Origin of the sequence: Pandoraea commovens (assembly GCF_024704525.1) — a bacterium.
Classification (GTDB): domain Bacteria; phylum Pseudomonadota; class Gammaproteobacteria; order Burkholderiales; family Burkholderiaceae; genus Pandoraea; species Pandoraea commovens.
This window is the reverse complement of sequence record NZ_CP102780.1, coordinates 386,025-402,582: the sequence shown is the minus strand read 5'-3', so window position 1 is coordinate 402,582 and position 16,558 is coordinate 386,025. Positions and strand designations below refer to the sequence as shown.

The window sequence follows — 16,558 nt, the reverse complement described above, 5'->3', positions numbered from 1 at the left end:
TGACATCGCCATGACGTTCGACCTCTTCGGCAACGATGCCGACGACGACACCACCAACGCCCCGCAAACCGACGAACTCGGCCCGGGCGCGTTTGTGCTGCGCGGCTTCGCACGCGCGCGTCTCGCGACGCTTCAAACGGATATCGATGCGGTGATTGCGCAGGCCCCGTTGCGTCACTGGCTGACGCCGGGCGGCAAGCGGATGTCGGTCGCCATGACCAATTGCGGCGACGTAGGGTGGATCAGCGACAAGATGGGTTATCGGTACGGCACGCACGACCCGCTCTCGAAACAGCCGTGGCCTGCGATGCCTGCTTCGTTCGTGGCGCTGGCAAGCGACGCTTCCGAGGCCGCCGGATATCGCGACTTCTCGCCCGACGCGTGCCTCATCAACCGCTATACGCTCGACGCGCGACTGACGTTGCATCAGGATCGCGACGAACGCGAGTTGGGCGCGCCTATCGTGTCCGTCTCGCTGGGCTTGCCCGCTGTCTTTCTGTGGGGCGGCCTGCAACGAGGAGACCGCACGCGGCGCGTGCGGCTGGAGCCGGGCGACGTCGTCGTCTGGGGTGGCCCCTCGCGACTCGTCTATCACGGCATTGCAAGCGTCGAAGGCAGCTTCGACGCGCAAGCCGTGCGTTACAACCTCACTTTCCGGCAGGCGCGCTGATCGCCGTGAGCGTCAGCGTCACCTGCCGCCTGCGTTTTAGTAACCGACCGTGAAACGCGCGCGCGGGTGTTGGTTCTTCTCAAGCTCGTCGACCAGCGCAATCGCGTAGTCTTCCATCGAGATCCAGCTCTTGCCGTTCGCGTCGACGAGCAGTCCGTCGCCACCGATGCGGAACTTGCCCGTGCGCTCGCCCGGCTCGAACAGTGCCGACGGCGACAGGAACGTCCAGTTCAGCGACGAATCCTTCGGCTCGGCGCGCAGCACTTCCAGGAACACGCGACCGGCGCTCGCTTCGGGCTTGTACGCGTCCGGGAATTCCGGCGTATCGATGAGCGCCTTGCCCGGTGCGATCTCGAGACTGCCCGCACCGCCGACCACCAGCAGACGCGGCACGCCTGCACGCTTCACAGCGTCGACGAGTTTGGCGGCGTCCATCGAGACGAAACGACCGGCGCTGATCACGGCGTCGTGACCGGCGAGCAGCGGCGCGAGCGACGACGGATCGGACGCGTCGCCCTTGACCACGGTGAGACCGTTCTCGGCTTCGACACGCTCCGGATTCCGTGCGATGCCCGTAACCGTGTGACCACGTTGCAGCAGTTCTTCGGCAACGCGCGTTCCGACGCGGCCAGTAATTCCAATTAGTGTGACTTTCATCAGGATGCTCCTGCGGATGAGGGGGGATGACTTGCGGGTGAAATTCGGGTGACGAGTGAGACGCTGTGAGACTCAGATCGCGCAGCCGTCGGGGCCGCATTGCGGCAATGCGCCAGCGTCGCCAACGGCGGCGGGGTGTGCTGCCAGCAAGCGCTCGCGAAGCGCATCGCGCCACGCGTCCGGCTGTCCGAGATAGCGGCCGGGTTCAAGCCGTTCCAACTGGCCGTCGATCTCCAGCGCGAATGTCGGGAAGCCGCTGCCGCCCATGCGCGTGAGCCACGCGCGGCTGTCGCGGAAGTGCTGCATGAGCGCGTTGGCGTCCTGTGCGTCTAACGCTTTGCCGAAGGCCTCGCGATCCAGCCCGAGGTCCGCCGCGAGATCGATCAGCACGTCGCGATCGGCGATGCGTTTGCCGTCGACGTAGTGCGCGCGCTGCACGGCGGCGAACATGTCGAGACCGCGTCCCGCGAGCGATTCGGCCGCCAGCACGGCTGCCGTGGGCGGTGCGGAGTCGAACACGGCGGTGCCGTCACGCAGCAGGCCTTCGAAGTAGGCATCGCCGAATGGCTGGCCGGTCAGCGCTGCGATCCGGTGATCGTGCGGCATGACGTAGTTGCGCAACTGCGGCGTGACGGGCTGGGCGTTCGGACCGGCCATCATGCCGCCACCGTGAAAGGCGACGTCGAGACCGGCCACGTCGCGCGCGGCACGCACGAGGGGCGCGGCGGCGTAGCACCAGCCGCACAGCGGGTCGGCGATGTAATGCAGCGTGGCTTGATGGGCGGTTTGCTGTGCGGCTGAGGTCATGGCGGGGTTCCTGTGTGTTGCAGCGCGGCGTCCAGAGCCCTTGCAGGACCGTAGGGGACAAATTCGCGCTTTCCATGACTGCCATCGTAGTCGCGCCACTCGCGCAAAAAAAGCCCATAATGACGATCACTTTGTTGCACCGATCGAGCAAATCATGGACCGTCTGACGGCGATGCGGGTCTTTACGGAAGTGGCCGAGCGCGGCTCGCTGACGGCGGCGGCGCAGCGGCTCGATATGTCGCGTGCGATGGTCTCGCGCTACCTCGCAGAACTCGAAGCGTGGCTCGGCACTCGCCTGCTGCATCGGACGACCCGCGCCGTGAGCCTCACCGACGCGGGTAACGACGCCCTGCCGCGTTGTCGCGAAATGCTCGGCATCGCCGACGATCTGGCGTGCGCGTCGAACGCCGACAGTACGCCGCGCGGCTTGTTGCGCGTGGCGTGCAGCACGTCGCTCGGGCAGGCGTTTCTGGCCGCGGCAGTCACGCGCTTCATCGTGAAGCACCCGGGCGTGGCGATCGATCTCGTGGTCGCGGACCGCACCGTCGATCTGGTGGACGAGCGCATCGACCTCGCCATTCGCGTGACGACCGAGCCGTCTCCCGGCCTCATCGCTCGCAAGCTGGCGACGTGCCATTCCGTCATCTGCGCCGCGCCGTCCTATCTGCAACGTCATGGCACGCCGACGCGCGCCGAAGATCTCGCGCTTCACAACTGTCTGACGTACACCTACTTCGGCAAGAGCCTCTGGCAATTCACGCACGACGGCGTGCCGCTCGGCGTACCGGTGGGCGGCAATCTGTCGGCCAATGAGGTGAACGTGGTGTTTGCCGCGACGCTCGCCGGCGCAGGCATCTCGATGCAGCCGGTCTACTCGGCGCTGCCACATCTGCGCGACGGTTCGCTCGTCGCACTGCTGCCCGACTACGTGCCGCGCGAAATGACCGTCTATGGCGTGTACATCTCGCGCAAGCAGATGCCCAGCGCCCTGCGCGCGCTGCTCGACGATCTGGTCGAGCAATTCCAGACGGGGCTCTTTCAGGACACGGGCTATCCGGGACGTCGGGCTGCCTAGTCGGTCCGAACGCGCCGCTTTTTGCCCGTCGTCGCGCCCATCGTCTCGCTCATCGTCTCGTTAAGATTCGCGCGACCTGCGAGCCCGATGGCCCCATCCTGTTTCACACTGCGTGACGCATCGGCAATGTCACCGAAATGTCACATTCCCCGCGTAAAACCGTCGCTTGCCTCGCCCGCCCGGGCAAGCCGACACGTTAAGGGTCCGGAGTTACCTGCGGCCCCTGCCCGTCAGTCCTTGCCGACCGGTCGCGGGCGCTCACGCGCGCCCCACTGCCCGACACGTCAAACAAGGACATCATGACGCACGACACCACGCCCCAGCCGCACGATCCGGCACTCGACGCCGACCTCTCGCACGACGACGATCCGACGAATCCGCAGCGCCGCCGCATTCTGCAAGGCCTGGCCGCCATCGGCGCCGCCGGTGCCGCAGGCGCTTCGCTGAGTGGCTGCGCGACCGAAGGCGGTGCCGGTGCACCGACCGCCGTTGCTGCGGGTGGCACGTTCGACGCCCAGCTCAAGGCCAATGTGAAGACGGTCGTCGTGATCTATCTCGAGAACCGCAGCTTCAACAACCTGTTCGCCGACTTCCCCGGCATCGAGAAGCCGCTCTCGAAGGTAGCTGCATCGAGCTACACGCAGCTCGATCGCGACGGCAAGACGCCGATGTCGCTGCTCCCGCCGGTGTTCGACGGTCTGGTGCCGCGCGCGCAGATGATCGGCGGCAAGAAGTACCACATCACCGAGAAGGACATTGCGCGCCAGCCGAACGCACCGTTCATGCTCAAGGACGCCGAGGGCAAGCTGCTGCCGGAGTCGGTCATCACGCGCGACCTGTGGCACCTGTTCTGGCAGAACCAGATGCAGATCAACGACGGCGCGAACAACCAGTTCGCCGCCTGGGCGGACTCGGGCGGTCTGGTCATGGGCTACTACGGCGACACGGCCAAGACGCTCGACCTTTACAAGATCGCGCAGCAGTACACGATGTGCGACAACTTCTTCATGGCGGCCTTCGGCGGCTCGTTCCTGAACCACCAGTTCCTCGTGACGGCACGCCCGCCGATGTATCCGAACGCCGCGCAGAGCCCGGCCAAAGACAAGATCGCCGTGCTGGCCGACGGTCCGCAGGGTGTGCGTCTCGCCGTGGCGCCCGACTCACCCGCATCGGCTGCCGACGGCAAGCCGAAGTTCGTGCGCGACGGTGCGATCACGCCGGACAACTTCGCCGTGAACACGATGATGCCCGCGTATCAACCGTCGCCGATCAAGCCCGCCGCGTCGGGTGACAAGCGTCTGGCCGATCCGTCGAACCCGGCGACGCTGCCGCCGCAGAACTACGCCACCATCGGCGACCTGCTCTCGACGAAGGGTGTCTCGTGGGCGTGGTATGCGGGCGCATGGCAGTCGGCACTCGACCACAAGGGCGGCGCGGACAAGCCGAACTTCCAGTACCACCATCAGCCGTTCAACTACTTCGCCCAGTTCGCACCGGGCACGTCGGCACGCGAAGAACACCTGCGCGATGGCGGGGAAGGCGACGGCCCGATCTCGAACAAATTCATCGCCGACGCGATTGCGGGCAAGCTGCCCGCCGTCACGTTCTACAAGCCGCAGGGCAACCTGAATCAGCACGCCGGTTATTCGGACGTGGAGTCCGGCGACCAGCACGTGGCGAACGTGCTTGCGCACCTGATGAAGTCGCCGCAGTGGAACAACATGGTGGTCGTGATCACGTATGACGAGAACGGCGGCTGGTGGGATCACGTGGCACCGCCGAAGGGTGACCGCTGGGGTCCGGGTTCGCGCATTCCGGCCGTCGTGGTGTCGCCGTTCGCCAAGCGCGGCAACGTCGATCACACGTTCTACGACACCACGTCGGTCCTGCGCTTCGTCACGCGTCTGCACGATCTGCCGACGCTCGAAGGCATCGCGTATCGCAACGCCGCCTTCGCAGCGCGCGGCACGAACCCGCCGGGCGATCTGACGAAGACGCTGAACTTTGCGTAATCGGCTTAGACGTCGGCGATAAAGAAAAGGGCACCTTCGGGTGCCCTGATTCATGGTGGTGACGCCTACTCCCCCTACTCCCCCTACTCACTCGAGCTCATCGAGCTCGTCCGAGCGCAGCAGCAGTTTGTCCAGCAGACGTTCGTACACGCGCATCTCGTCGTCGCTCAGCGCTTCGAACAGCCGTTCGTAATGCGTGCGTGCGGCATCGATCACCACGCGCCAGACACGCTCGCCCTCCGGCGTGAGCGTCACTTTGACGGCGCGACCGTCGTGCTCGTCCGGGGCGCGGCGCACCAGCCCGCGCGTAACCAGCCCGTCCGCCCCACGGCTCGCCTGACTCTTGTCCAGATTCGCCCGGCGCGCCAGTTCCGAGTTCGACAACGCCCCGGCCGTGCCCACCGCCGCCAGCACGCGCGATTCCGCCAGACTCAACTGCGCACCGTCCGCGTACGACTGCGCAACGCGCCTGTCGTGCTGCTTCATCAGGCGGTGCATCTTGTACGTCAGGAACTGGTCGAGCGATTTGTGGGATGGCCGCATTTCAGTGTTTTCCCCTAGACGAAATGGGTCGATATTTGGTTGCGAACGCAACCTTATCACACTAGAATTGTTGCGTTAGCAACTAAATGCTCGATGACGGTTCCCGTCATTCGCGCGCTGTGGCTGCGCCGCCTCTCCGCTGACACGAGGCCCCGCAACACACGCGCCGAGCGGCTTTTCGGGTGCCGCATCACCATGCATAAACCAGAGACCACCCCGCGCGCGTCGCTGTATCACACGTATCGCGTCTATCCCCATTTTGCGCCGCAGAGCGACACCCCTGCCGTGCCCGTCACCATCGTGGGCGGCGGTCCGATCGGCATGGTCACCGCGTTGGCGCTGGCGCGTCACGGTGTGCGCTGCGTTGTGCTGCAAGCCGAACAGCAAGTCTCCGAAGGCAGCCGCGCGATTGTCTTCACGCGCCGCTCGCAGGAGATTCTGCAAGCAGTCGGCGTGGCCGATGCCGTCGTCGCCAACGGTCTGCCGTGGACGAGCGGTAATTCGTACTATCGCGGCCAGCGCGTGTTCCGCATGGAGTCGCCCGTCGATGAGGACGACCGCTTCGCACCGCTCATCAACCTCCAGCAAAACGTGCTCGAGAGCTATCTGGTCGACGCCATCGAGCGCGAGCCGCTTGTCGAAATGCGCTGGGGCAACAAGCTGATCGGACTAACGCAGGACGACGACGGTGTCGCGTTGCAAATCGACACGCCCGAGGGCGAGTACACGCAGCGCACGGGCTGGCTCGTGGCCGCCGACGGCGCGCGCTCGACGGTGCGCACAACGCTGGGCCTGCGCTTCGAAGGCGCGAGCTACGAGGGCCGCTTCGTCATCGCCGACATTCGCATCGATCTCGATCTGCCGACCGAGCGCCTTGCCTTCTTCGCCCCCGATTGGAACCCGGGCAACACCGTACTGATGCATCGTGAGCCGGGCGATATCTGGCGGGTGGACTATCAGTTGCCGGTCGACGAAACGTCCGAACATGCGCTGCAACCGGAAACGATTCGCGAGCGCATCAACGCGCAACTCGACATGATGGGTCTCGGCGGCAAGCCCTGGGAACTCGACTGGTGCTCGGTGTATTCGGCGCGCGCGCTGACGCTGCCCGACTACGTGCACGCACGCGTGCTCTTCGCCGGTGACGCCGCACACTTGCTGCCGATCTTCGGCGTGCGCGGCGCCAACACCGGTTTCCAGGACGCTATCGATCTGTCGTGGAAACTCGCGGCCGTGGTCAAGGGCGCGGCCCCGACGCCGTTGCTCGCGTCGTACACGCACGACCGTGTGGGTGCTGCGCGCGAGATCATTTCGGAAGCGGGCAAGAGTACGCGCTTCATGACGCCGCCGTCACACGGATTCCGCGTGCTGCGCGACGCCGTGCTCGATCTCTCGCTCGATCATGAATTCGTGCGTCCGCTGTTCCACTGGCGCACGTCGCGCGCGCACGACTATCGTCACTCGCCGCTCAACAGCCCGAACGACGACAACGCGACGATGACGGCAGGCCCGAGCGTCGGCGCGCCCACACCGAACGTGAAGCTCGCCGAGAACGACTATCTCTACGACCACCTCGGTGCGGCGTTCCATCTCGTAACGTTCGGCGATGCACCGCTCGACGATGCGCTGCGTCAGGCCATCGTGACGTGGCGCGAGCGTGGCGTGCCCGTCAAGGTCATCGCCTTCGCGCTGTCCGAGAACACCGTGGCCGGTGCCGATCTCACGTTGCCCGACCCGACAGGCCACGCCGCCGCCAAGTACGGCGCGGCCGATGGCACGGCGTACCTCGTACGCCCCGATCACCATATCTGCGCCCGTTGGTTGCAGCTCGACGCCCCGCGTCTGGCCAGCGCCCTTGCGCAGGCGACGGCGCTCGCCTGAACGCCCCGCTCTCCAAGGAAGCTCGTCATGACCGCTCAACAAACCGCCATCGCAGGCCTCGAAGACATCTACGACACGCTCGCGCTAGCCATCGACGCCGCCCCGGCCGACAAGCGCGAATTGCTGCTCGCCAAAGTCGCGCTGCTGCTCGCCAATGAGATTCGCGATCCGCAACGCGCGATCGATCTCATCGCGCAGGCCGCAGGCAGCACGCAATTGCAAGCCGCCTGACGGCGGTACGCGACGCCCAATCGTTCATATCGTTCGTTCAGTTCCTTTCGGCGTCCGCCCTCGATGGCGGACCCCATCTCAAAACACCGCCACATCAAACAAGGCGGGGAGCGCTGGAGAAGACACCCATCATGAGTCGTATCACGCCCGCCGCCGGTCTTACCGGCGGCATTGCCGCATCCGTACCCGACGCTCGCGTTCGCGCAGACGCCCCGGTCCACCGTGTCGCCAGCGAGGCGATGGAGCGCGCCGTCGTGCGCAAGGTCTCGCGGCGTTTGCTCGGCTTTCTGTTCGTCCTGTTCCTGTTCTCGTTCCTCGACCGCATCAACGTCGGCTTCGCTGCACTTACGATGAGTCAGGACCTCGGGCTCACCAGCACGATGTTCGGGATGGCCTCGACGGTTTTCTATCTGACGTACGTGCTGTGTGGCGTGCCGAGCAACCTCATGCTTGTGAAGTTCGGCGCGCGTCGCTGGATCGGCGCGATTCTGATCGCGTGGGGCCTGGCATCGAGCGCGACGATGTTCGCGCATGACGCCACCAGCCTCTATCTGATTCGCGCCATCGTCGGCATTACCGAAGCGGGTTTCCTGCCCGGCATGCTGCTGTACATGGGCGACTGGTTCCCGTCTGCCGCGCGCGCACGCGCCAACGCGTGGTTCATGATTGCGATGCCTGTGACGTCGGCACTCGGTGCTGCGGCATCGGGCTATCTGCTGCGCCTCGACGGCGTGGCCGGACTCGCAGGCTGGCAGTGGCTGTTCGTGCTCGAAGGTTTGCCGACAGTGCTGCTCGGCCTCGTCACCTGGTGGTATCTCGACGACAAGCCGTCCGACGCGCGCTGGCTGAGCGCCACCGAGAAGCAGACGCTTGGCGCGATGATCGAGCGTGATCGCGCTGAAGCGACGGCACGACAAGCGGGCGAAGCAGGCACAAAGTCGAGCGCAAACACCAGCATGTGGCGCGCCATCTGCACGCCGAGCGTGGCGAAGTTCGCGCTCGGGTACTTCTGTCTCGTCAACACGCTCTCGCTGGCGTCGCTGTGGATTCCGCAGATCGTAAAGAGCTTCGGTACGACGAGCAGCAACGTCACCATCGGTCTGCTTGCCGCCATCCCGTCTGTCTGCACCATCGCAGGCATGATCTGGTGGGGACGCCGCTCCGACCGTCTGCAAGAGCGACGCTGGCACCTCGTGCTGCCGATGCTGTTCTCCGCCGCGGGCTGGGTCGTCACCTGCTTCGCACCGGAACCATCGCTGCGACTCGCGGGGGTGGCGATGGCGTCGACCGGCGCGTACACGGCGATGGCGATCTTCTGGACGGTGCCGGATCGCAGCCTTGCGCCGCACACCCGCGCGCTGGGGCTGGCCGTCATCAATGCGGTCGGCAACCTCGGTTCCGCATTGAGTCCCATCGTGGTCGGCGTGCTCAAGGACTGGACGCATTCGTTCACCTCGGGGCTGATGTTCGCGGCGGTGAGCCTGCTCGTCGGCATCGGCGTGTTGTGGTTCGCCCCGCTGGGGCAGCGAGGCACGCGTTAGCCGCTCGCATTCATCTCTGTCACTCAGGTTAGGCATGGCGGTCACAGTTCCGGGTCATAATGCAAAGCGTCCGACCGATCCGAAAGATCCGACACATCTTTGCGTCCAAGGAACCCCGCCATGCCCGTGACAACACCGGTGGCCGCTCAGGGCCCCACGCTCGTCGTGCTCATCGACGCCGATAACGCCGCACCCGCCATCGTCGAAGGTCTGCTCACCGAAGTCGCCAAGTACGGCGTCGCCAGCGTGAAGCGGATCTACGGCGACTGGACCAAGCCGAATCTCGACGGCTGGAAGAAGTGCCTGCTCGAATACTCGATTCAGCCCATCCAGCAATTCCGTTACACCGTCGGCAAGAACGCCACCGACAGCGCCATGATCATCGACGCGATGGATCTGCTCTACACCGGGCGCTTCGACGGCTTCTGCCTCGTCTCCAGCGACAGCGACTTCACGCGGCTCGCGTCGCGCATTCGCGAACAGGGCCTGATCGTGTACGGCTTCGGTGAGCGCAAGACACCGCAGCCCTTCGTCACCGCATGCGACAAGTTCATCTACACCGAACTGCTGCGTCAGGACGATGAGCCGGACGACGACGAAGCGCCCACACCGCGCAAGCGTCGCAGCGCCGCCGAACTCAAACGCGACGCACGGCTCGTTCGGCTGTTGCGCAACGCCGTGACCGGCGTGTCGGACGAAGACGGCTGGGCCAGCCTCGGCGCGATGGGCAGTCACATCGCGAAGCAAGCGCCCGACTTCGACGCACGCAACTACGGCTTCGGCAAACTGAGCGATCTCGTCGCGACCATCGGGCTGTTCGACGTGGAACAGCGCTCGGGCAGCGGCGGCAACAAGGGTATCTGGGTGCGCATCAAGCCGAAGCGCGGTGCTTCGGGTGCCGCCGCCAAGCGGGGAGAATGAGCACGCGACGGGGCATCCACGCGCGTTTCGTTAAGATTTTTTCGCAAAACGCTTGCCAGCCTCAGAAATACCCCATATACTCGCGGTCTTTCTAGGCTCGTAGCTCAGTTGGTTAGAGCACCACCTTGACATGGTGGGGGTCGTTGGTTCGAATCCAATCGAGCCTACCAACGATTAAATGCAAAAGGCGTCACGCGAATTTCGTGTGACGCCTTTTGTGTTTTCTGCGCCCGATTTTTTCGTCGACCACCGCTCGTCGCATTCCATGTTCGTCGCGTTCCGCGCGCCGCGCCGTCCACCGGCGTTACAAAACGACACATCCCCAACACACTCGTAGCACCTGCTACGCAAGGCCGTCGCTAGACTGGCTTCAACGGTTTCAACAACGTGGCCAACGCCACTACCGAATCAACAAAAGCAGGACTCATGGAGGACACCATGAAACGCATTCTGATCATCGCTGCCCTTGGCGCCGCTGCCGCCGTCGCTTCCACCGCCGCTTCGGCGCACGTGGATGTCGGCCTCTATCTCGGCGTGCCTGCCCCGGTCGTCGTGGCGCCGCAGCCGGTCTACGTCGCACCGGAACCGGTGTATGTGGCCCCACAACCCGTATATCGCGCGCCGCAACCGGTGGTGTACTACGGTCGTGACCGTTATGACGACTGGCGCGAGCGCCGCTGGGAGGAGCGTCGTCACGATCGCGGCTGGCACCGTGGCTGGCGCGAAGACCGCGACTAATACTCGCCTGAACTGACAAAAGAACGAAGCGGCCCGCCGGTTGGCGTCGGCGGGCTTTTTTAGCGGGAAGCGGCTCCGTCGCTTTCCGCGTTCTTTTATCTGACGTTCGCTCGTCGACTAGCTCGACGCGACGTCACGTCAGCGCCACCGCGTCGCCACTTCAGGCAATTCCCGCTTCATCCACTCCACGAACGCACGTGTGCGCGACGGCAACAGGCGCGCATGCGGATAGACGATGTTCACCGGTCGCGCCGGTCCTTCGTAGTCCTTCAATACGCGCACGAGCCGCCCCTCGTCCATCGCCTGCGCCACCTGATACGACAGAAAGCAACCGTAGCCCATGCCGTCGGCGCACGCTTCGACGGCCGTCATGCCGTGGCTGATTTCAAGATTGCCGTCGACGGGCACGACGAACTCCCGTCCCCCTTCCCAGAAACGCCATTGGCCGTAACCACCGCCGTGCGAGAGGATGCAGTTCTTGCCGAGCAGATCGCGCGGATGCGCCACTTCGCCCTGCTCCGCAATGCACGCGGGACTCGCGACCACCACGCGGCGAATCGCCCCGATGCCCTGCGCGACAAGCGTGGAGTCGTCGAGCGGCGAGATCCGGATGCCGACGTCGATGCCCTCCTCCCATAGATTCACCACGCGGTCGTTGAGCAGGAGCCTGCATTTGACGTTCGGGTACGCGCGCAGGAACCGGAACATCGCCGGGGCGACGTGCATCTGTCCGAACAGCACCGGAGCGGTGATGACCAGCGTACCGCTCGGCGCCTCGTGACGCGCCGCCAGCCGCGCCTCAGCCTCGTGTAACTCGCTGAGGATCTGACGGCAGGTGTCGAGGTAGGTGCGCCCCTCTTCCGTGAGGGCGATGCGGCGCGTCGTGCGATTGAGCAACCGCACTTCCAGGGAAGTTTCAAGCGCCGCCAGCGTCCGCACCACAGCGGGCAGCGACGAATCGAGCGCGCGTGCCGCCGCACTCAGGCTGCCCTGATCGACGATGGCAACGAACGTCTGCATTGCGCGAAGTTTGTCCATGCGGCGCATGATTACTCCGTTTTTCGGAGTAGTCAAATCAAGTTCACGCCATTTATCCGGAAATCGACTGGATGGAGAATTGGCTTATTGCGTGACGGTTCCGACTCCGGCGCTGCCGCATCCACTCACCCACGGAGATGCCCAATGACCCGCCCTACCGATATTCACGCCTACGCGCCCGCCCGCCCTGCGCGTCCGATCAAGTTCTACCGTTTCACGCTCTCGGGCCACTGTCATCGCATCGAGCTGATGCTCAATCTGCTCGACTTGCCGTATGAGGCCATCGACGTCGATCTGGCGACCGGTGAGAACAAGCAACCTGCGTACCTCGCCATCAACCCGTTCGGTCAGGTGCCCGCCATCGACGACGACGGTGTGATCCTCGCCGATTCGAACGCGATCCTCGTCTACCTCGCGACCCGCTACGACGCTAAGCACGCCTGGCTGCCGCAGGATGCGGTGGCTGCTGCTCACGTGCAACGCTGGCTGTCGGTGGCCGCTGGCGATCTGGCGTTCGGCGCGGCGGCAGCGCGCGTGGCGGTCGTCTTCAACCGTGGCGTCGATACAACCGCGATGGTCGAGCGTGGCGTGTTGCTGCTCACGCGTCTCGAAGCGCATCTCACCGCAGTGAACGCCATGCCGTTCGTCACGGCCACCACGCCGACGATTGCCGACATCGCGCTGTACACGTACCTGGCGCATGCGCCCGAAGGCAACGTGTCGCTGCAACCGTATCCGGCCGTGCGCGCCTGGCTGGCGCGCATCGAAGCGCTGCCGCGTTTCGTGCCGATGCCGTCGACGGCGTGCGGTCTGAACGCCGTTGCCGCATAACGACTGAATGAAGGCTGCTCGCGTCGCCTGTGCAGTGCCTGATGCATTGCCCGAGCGCCGCCTGAACCGAAGGAGAGCATCATGAACGCCCCCACCCCGTCACCGCTTCAACTGGAATCGCCCTTTCACGCAGGCGAAATGTACGTGCAGACGCTCGCAGGTTCCCGTGAGCAGATGGCGGAGGTGGGGGCGCGCGTGATTCGTCTCGCGATGCCGGATCAGCATCGCCAGTTCTTCGCGCAGTTGCCGTTTCTCGTCATGGGCGGGCTGGACGCCGACGATCAGCCGTGGGCCACGCTGCTCAGCGGCACCCCCGGCTTCGCGCATTCGCCCGATCCGACGCTGCTGCGTGTGAATGCGTTTCCGCCCCCGACCGATCCGCTCTACGGCGCGGTGACGTCGGGCGCACCGATCGGCTTGCTGGGGATCGAGCCTTCGACGCGGCGTCGCAATCGCGTCAACGGCTCCATCGATGAAGTCGATGCGCAAGGGTTCACGCTGCGGGTCGCCCAGAGTTTCGGCAACTGCCCGCAGTACATCCGCAAGCGCGAAGCAACGCCGCAAGCGCACGATGCGCCACCGGTGGCCGAACCGCCGCAAAGCTCACTCGACGAGGACGCGCAGTGGCAAATCGCGAGTGCCGACACGTTCTTCATCGCCACGCATTACGCAGGCGATGGCGCGACAGCGCGCAGTTCAGGCACCGACGTCTCGCATCGCGGCGGCAAGCCTGGATTCGTGCGCGTGGAAGACGCCAACACGCTGGTGTGGCCCGACTTTCGCGGCAACTCGTTCTACAACACGCTCGGCAATCTGCACGCCAACCCGCGCGCCGGGCTGGTGTTCGTCGACTTCGCGTCGGGCGACTTCTTGCACGTCGCAGGAGACGCCGAAGTCCTTTGGCACGACGAAGCACAAAGCGGCTTCGAAGGTGCGCTGCGGCTGGTGCGTCTGCATGTGCGCGAAGTGCGACGCGTACGAGGTGCGCTACCGGCCGCCTGGCGCGACGGCGAGGCATCACCCAGCGTCGAGCGCACGGGCGCGTGGCCAACCGCCTGACGCACGCGACGTTGGGCGCTTGCCCGCGTCGATACCTCCGTGTAAAGTGTGTCCACGCTCGTCGAGTGACGGGCGTGATTCGACATTCGAATCAACACCCATTCGATCCCTCCATCGATCCATGACTGCTCACGCATTCGTCCACCTCGCCGTAGCATCGATTTCGCCGCCGCAACGCGGTGTCGGTGCTCGACTGCGCGGACGTTTTGCAGCCGTGGCACCTCCCCCGCCGTCCGGCGTGGCACCGCCCACCGTGGTGGTCGCCGACGTGGTCGTGGCCTGACGCCACACACGGCTCGCTGGGTGTCCGTCACCCGGCACAACACTTTTTCATTCGAATTTCAGCGGGTTCAAGTGGTCTGCGCGCATTGCGCCAGCCGCGATGATCTTGTGTCGATGCCTCGATGCTGTCGTCTAGATTATGTCGCCCCGGTTGTGTGCCACTTCAGGCGCGCGACGTGAGCGATCTCGTCATGACGTCGCGGCACAAACATTGCACGCCACACCGGACACGCTGCTCAGGGGAAGATCGATGCAACTCGATGGTCTTGCATTGCGCCGCCATGGCGCGACGCTCTTGTTTGTTCTGTTGTGGAGCGGCGGCGCACTGGCCGCCAAATGGGGGCTGGCGCACGCGTCGGCGTTTGCCTTTCTCGTCATCCGTCTGGGGGTCGCGTTCGCGGCGCTCACGCTGATCGCACTGACCCGTCGCCAATGGTGGCCCGCACCCGGCACCGGCTGGCAGGTGGCGGGCACCGGTGTGCTGCTCATCGGCGGCTATCAGGCGTCGTATCTGCTGGCGCTCGCCAGCGGCATCACCCCGGGGGCGCTCGCGACGGTGCTTGGCGTCCAGCCGATTCTCACGCTCGTGGTGCTGGAGCGGCGCCATAGTGCGCGACGTCTGTTGGGGCTGGCGGTCGCGCTGGTCGGGCTGGCGCTCGTGGTCGCACAAAGTCTGATGTCGGCACGGCTATCGGCAGCGGGGTCCGTGTGGGCGCTCACCGCGCTCGCCTGCATGACGCTCGGCACGCTCGCGCAAAAAGGGTCGCGACAAACGCCCCTCGACGTGCTGCCGCTGCAGTACGCGGTCGGACTGGCGCTGGCATTGCTCGTCGCGCCGACGCAGCCGTGGCACATCGACAACACGTTGGGCTTCTGGCTGCCGCTGCTCTACATGGGTCTCGTGATTTCGGTCGGCGCGACGCTGCTGCTTTACCGAATGATCGCGTCCGGCAATCTGGTGACGGTGACGAGCCTGTTCTATCTGGTGCCCGTGGTGACCGCACTGCTCGACTGGGGCATCTTCGGGCACCGGCCGACGACGCTGGCCGTCGCGGGCACCGCCGCGATTCTGATGGGCCTGCGGCTGGCGCTCCGATAGCTTGCGTCGCGAACGCCGTCGGCATCTCGGCTAAGATTGTCTTTCTCAGGGTGACAATGCGCATCGAAGTGCGCTCGTTGTCACCCGCAATTTATTGAAGACGGAAATCTTGCCGATGGACCTGCTCGACGACATGCGCATCTTCGTCAGCGCCGTGGACGCCATGAGCTTTACCGGGGCGGCGGCGAAACTCGGACTCTCGAAGCAGTTCGTGAGCCGCCGCATCTCCTCGCTGGAGCAATCGCTCGGCGTGCGCCTGCTGCTGCGAACGACCCGACGACTGGCCGTGACCGATCTCGGACGAGTTTATTACGAGCGCGCCCGACGCATCCTTGACGATGTGGAAGCCGCGAATCTGGCGGTGAGCAGTCAGGGGGAGCGCCCGCGCGGTAATTTGCGGGTGTCTGCTCCGATGTCGTTCGGGACGATGTTCCTCAGCTCGGCGATTCCGTCGTTTCTCACGACCTATCCCGACGTCACCATCGAACTCGAACTGAACGACCGCACGGTGGACATCATCGGCGAAGGCTACGACGTGGCGGTGCGTATCGGCGCGCTGGCCGACTCGTCGCTGATCGCCCGCACGGTCGCGCCCATGCGCATGGTCACGTGCGTCAGTCCCCGCTATCTCGAAACCCACGGTGCGCCGCAAACGCCTGAAGATTTGAGCAATCACACGTTGCTGCCCTACGGTCACAGCCAGCGCGTGAGCTGGCATTACTCGCGCGACGGGCAGCCGCTTGAGATTCCGGTGTCCGGACGGCTCCGCGTGAACAACGGCGAGCTGGCGCGCGATGCGGCGGTGGCCGGGCTTGGCGTGACGTGGCTGCCGGTGTTTATCGTCGCCCCCGCCTTGCTGGGCGGTCGTCTCGTGACGGTGCTCGACGACTTCGAACCACCGCCGTCGTCGATTTATGTCGTCTACCCGCAGCATCGTCAGGCATCGCTCGTGATCCGGGCGTTTTCGGACTTTCTGGCGGCGGCGTGCGGCGTCGCGGGCACGCAGTGGTGAACGGTGAGGGATGACAGCGTGGGAATGTCATCCCGGCGTGCGGGAATCCGACCGGAGTCACGGACAAATGGCGGATAAATGGTGGATGAATGGTGGAGAAAACATGATCGGATCGCGCCCAAAAGGCCATCAGACTTGACCATCCATAGCCCGGACGGGGA

At 65.0% G+C, this 16,558-nt stretch carries 17 protein-coding genes and 1 tRNA gene; 14 read left to right on the top strand and 4 right to left on the bottom strand.

The window, feature by feature from the left end; all coding sequences use genetic code 11:
- Nucleotides 1-10 precede the first annotated feature (10 nt).
- A complete protein-coding gene (gene alkB, locus NTU39_RS02200) occupies nucleotides 11-670 on the top strand; it encodes a DNA oxidative demethylase AlkB (protein ID WP_150664024.1) in 660 nt (219 codons plus the stop codon).
- A gap of 36 nt (nucleotides 671-706) precedes the next feature.
- Here alkB and NTU39_RS02195 read toward each other — a convergent pair whose 3' ends face one another.
- Both NTU39_RS02195 and NTU39_RS02190 read right to left on the bottom strand, forming a co-directional pair.
- Nucleotides 707-1,327 carry an NAD(P)-dependent oxidoreductase gene (locus NTU39_RS02195; protein WP_257959099.1) on the bottom strand — a complete coding sequence of 207 codons (621 nt, stop codon included), beginning with the start codon at nucleotides 1,325-1,327 and terminating at the stop codon, nucleotides 707-709.
- A 72-nt stretch (nucleotides 1,328-1,399) separates the two neighbouring features.
- Nucleotides 1,400-2,134 carry a DsbA family protein gene (locus tag NTU39_RS02190; RefSeq protein ID WP_257959098.1) on the bottom strand — a complete coding sequence of 245 codons (735 nt, stop codon included), beginning with the start codon at nucleotides 2,132-2,134 and terminating at the stop codon, nucleotides 1,400-1,402.
- Between the two features lie 154 nt (nucleotides 2,135-2,288).
- On the opposite strand from NTU39_RS02190, the gene NTU39_RS02185 reads away from it, so the two are divergent.
- Together NTU39_RS02185 and NTU39_RS02180 are read left to right on the top strand one after the other, a co-directional pair.
- Nucleotides 2,289-3,209 carry a LysR family transcriptional regulator gene (locus NTU39_RS02185; RefSeq protein ID WP_150660970.1) on the top strand — a complete coding sequence of 307 codons (921 nt, stop codon included), beginning with the start codon at nucleotides 2,289-2,291 and terminating at the stop codon, nucleotides 3,207-3,209.
- A gap of 299 nt (nucleotides 3,210-3,508) precedes the next feature.
- Nucleotides 3,509-5,221, top strand: a complete 1,713-nt coding sequence (locus NTU39_RS02180) for an acid phosphatase (RefSeq protein ID WP_257959097.1) — start codon at nucleotides 3,509-3,511, stop codon at nucleotides 5,219-5,221.
- An 87-nt stretch (nucleotides 5,222-5,308) separates the two neighbouring features.
- On the opposite strand, the gene NTU39_RS02175 is transcribed toward NTU39_RS02180, so the two are convergent.
- A complete protein-coding gene (locus NTU39_RS02175; RefSeq protein WP_150664020.1) occupies nucleotides 5,309-5,764 on the bottom strand; it encodes a MarR family winged helix-turn-helix transcriptional regulator in 456 nt (151 codons plus the stop codon).
- Between the two features lie 195 nt (nucleotides 5,765-5,959).
- Between NTU39_RS02175 and NTU39_RS02170 the strand changes: the two genes are divergently transcribed.
- The 6 genes from NTU39_RS02170 to NTU39_RS02145 all read left to right on the top strand — a co-directional run bounded on the left by NTU39_RS02170 (nucleotide 5,960) and on the right by NTU39_RS02145 (nucleotide 11,076).
- Nucleotides 5,960-7,645, top strand: coding sequence for an FAD-dependent monooxygenase (locus tag NTU39_RS02170; RefSeq protein ID WP_257959095.1), 1,686 nt, complete (start codon nucleotides 5,960-5,962; stop codon nucleotides 7,643-7,645).
- 27 nt (nucleotides 7,646-7,672) lie between these two features.
- Nucleotides 7,673-7,876 (top strand): DUF2783 domain-containing protein, encoded by a 204-nt coding sequence (locus tag NTU39_RS02165; protein ID WP_150664018.1) that lies wholly within the window; start codon nucleotides 7,673-7,675, stop codon nucleotides 7,874-7,876.
- 131 nt (nucleotides 7,877-8,007) lie between these two features.
- Nucleotides 8,008-9,417, top strand: coding sequence for an MFS transporter (locus NTU39_RS02160; RefSeq protein WP_257959094.1), 1,410 nt, complete (start codon nucleotides 8,008-8,010; stop codon nucleotides 9,415-9,417).
- 120 nt (nucleotides 9,418-9,537) lie between these two features.
- Complete coding sequence (locus NTU39_RS02155; RefSeq protein ID WP_150664016.1) at nucleotides 9,538-10,338, top strand: NYN domain-containing protein; 801 nt, start codon at nucleotides 9,538-9,540, stop codon at nucleotides 10,336-10,338.
- A 93-nt stretch (nucleotides 10,339-10,431) separates the two neighbouring features.
- A tRNA-Val gene (locus NTU39_RS02150) sits at nucleotides 10,432-10,508 on the top strand.
- Between the two features lie 268 nt (nucleotides 10,509-10,776).
- Nucleotides 10,777-11,076 carry a hypothetical protein gene (locus NTU39_RS02145; protein ID WP_150664015.1) on the top strand — a complete coding sequence of 100 codons (300 nt, stop codon included), beginning with the start codon at nucleotides 10,777-10,779 and terminating at the stop codon, nucleotides 11,074-11,076.
- A 138-nt stretch (nucleotides 11,077-11,214) separates the two neighbouring features.
- Here NTU39_RS02145 and NTU39_RS02140 read toward each other — a convergent pair whose 3' ends face one another.
- Nucleotides 11,215-12,114, bottom strand: coding sequence for a LysR family transcriptional regulator (locus NTU39_RS02140; protein ID WP_257960029.1), 900 nt, complete (start codon nucleotides 12,112-12,114; stop codon nucleotides 11,215-11,217).
- 144 nt (nucleotides 12,115-12,258) lie between these two features.
- Here NTU39_RS02140 and NTU39_RS02135 point away from each other — a divergent pair, with 144 nt between their 5' ends.
- From NTU39_RS02135 to NTU39_RS02115, 5 genes are all read left to right on the top strand, one after another.
- Nucleotides 12,259-12,945 (top strand): glutathione S-transferase family protein, encoded by a 687-nt coding sequence (locus NTU39_RS02135; protein WP_257959093.1) that lies wholly within the window; start codon nucleotides 12,259-12,261, stop codon nucleotides 12,943-12,945.
- A gap of 81 nt (nucleotides 12,946-13,026) precedes the next feature.
- A complete protein-coding gene (locus NTU39_RS02130) occupies nucleotides 13,027-14,004 on the top strand; it encodes a pyridoxamine 5'-phosphate oxidase family protein (protein ID WP_257959092.1) in 978 nt (325 codons plus the stop codon).
- Nucleotides 14,005-14,125: 121 nt separating this feature from the next.
- Nucleotides 14,126-14,287, top strand: coding sequence for a hypothetical protein (locus NTU39_RS02125; protein WP_174984545.1), 162 nt, complete (start codon nucleotides 14,126-14,128; stop codon nucleotides 14,285-14,287).
- Nucleotides 14,288-14,536: 249 nt separating this feature from the next.
- Entirely contained in the window at nucleotides 14,537-15,385 is an 849-nt protein-coding gene (locus NTU39_RS02120; protein WP_150664012.1) for a DMT family transporter, read from the top strand.
- Between the two features lie 115 nt (nucleotides 15,386-15,500).
- Nucleotides 15,501-16,397, top strand: a complete 897-nt coding sequence (locus NTU39_RS02115; protein ID WP_257959091.1) for a LysR family transcriptional regulator — start codon at nucleotides 15,501-15,503, stop codon at nucleotides 16,395-16,397.
- The last annotated feature ends 161 nt before the right edge of the window (nucleotides 16,398-16,558 follow it).

Coding starts and splice junctions, on each gene's coding strand:
- NTU39_RS02140 (WP_257960029.1), bottom strand. CDS start 12,114: ATGGACAAACTTCGCGCAATGCAGACGTTCGTTGCCATCGTCGATCAG.
- NTU39_RS02195 (WP_257959099.1), bottom strand. CDS start 1,327: ATGAAAGTCACACTAATTGGAATTACTGGCCGCGTCGGAACGCGCGTT.
- NTU39_RS02125 (WP_174984545.1), top strand. CDS start 14,126: ATGACTGCTCACGCATTCGTCCACCTCGCCGTAGCATCGATTTCGCCG.
- NTU39_RS02120 (WP_150664012.1), top strand. CDS start 14,537: ATGCAACTCGATGGTCTTGCATTGCGCCGCCATGGCGCGACGCTCTTG.
- NTU39_RS02135 (WP_257959093.1), top strand. CDS start 12,259: ATGACCCGCCCTACCGATATTCACGCCTACGCGCCCGCCCGCCCTGCG.
- NTU39_RS02165 (WP_150664018.1), top strand. CDS start 7,673: ATGACCGCTCAACAAACCGCCATCGCAGGCCTCGAAGACATCTACGAC.
- NTU39_RS02175 (WP_150664020.1), bottom strand. CDS start 5,764: ATGCGGCCATCCCACAAATCGCTCGACCAGTTCCTGACGTACAAGATG.
- NTU39_RS02190 (WP_257959098.1), bottom strand. CDS start 2,134: ATGACCTCAGCCGCACAGCAAACCGCCCATCAAGCCACGCTGCATTAC.
- NTU39_RS02155 (WP_150664016.1), top strand. CDS start 9,538: ATGCCCGTGACAACACCGGTGGCCGCTCAGGGCCCCACGCTCGTCGTG.
- NTU39_RS02185 (WP_150660970.1), top strand. CDS start 2,289: ATGGACCGTCTGACGGCGATGCGGGTCTTTACGGAAGTGGCCGAGCGC.
- alkB (WP_150664024.1), top strand. CDS start 11: ATGACGTTCGACCTCTTCGGCAACGATGCCGACGACGACACCACCAAC.
- NTU39_RS02145 (WP_150664015.1), top strand. CDS start 10,777: ATGAAACGCATTCTGATCATCGCTGCCCTTGGCGCCGCTGCCGCCGTC.
- NTU39_RS02180 (WP_257959097.1), top strand. CDS start 3,509: ATGACGCACGACACCACGCCCCAGCCGCACGATCCGGCACTCGACGCC.
- NTU39_RS02160 (WP_257959094.1), top strand. CDS start 8,008: ATGAGTCGTATCACGCCCGCCGCCGGTCTTACCGGCGGCATTGCCGCA.
- NTU39_RS02115 (WP_257959091.1), top strand. CDS start 15,501: ATGGACCTGCTCGACGACATGCGCATCTTCGTCAGCGCCGTGGACGCC.
- NTU39_RS02170 (WP_257959095.1), top strand. CDS start 5,960: ATGCATAAACCAGAGACCACCCCGCGCGCGTCGCTGTATCACACGTAT.
- NTU39_RS02130 (WP_257959092.1), top strand. CDS start 13,027: ATGAACGCCCCCACCCCGTCACCGCTTCAACTGGAATCGCCCTTTCAC.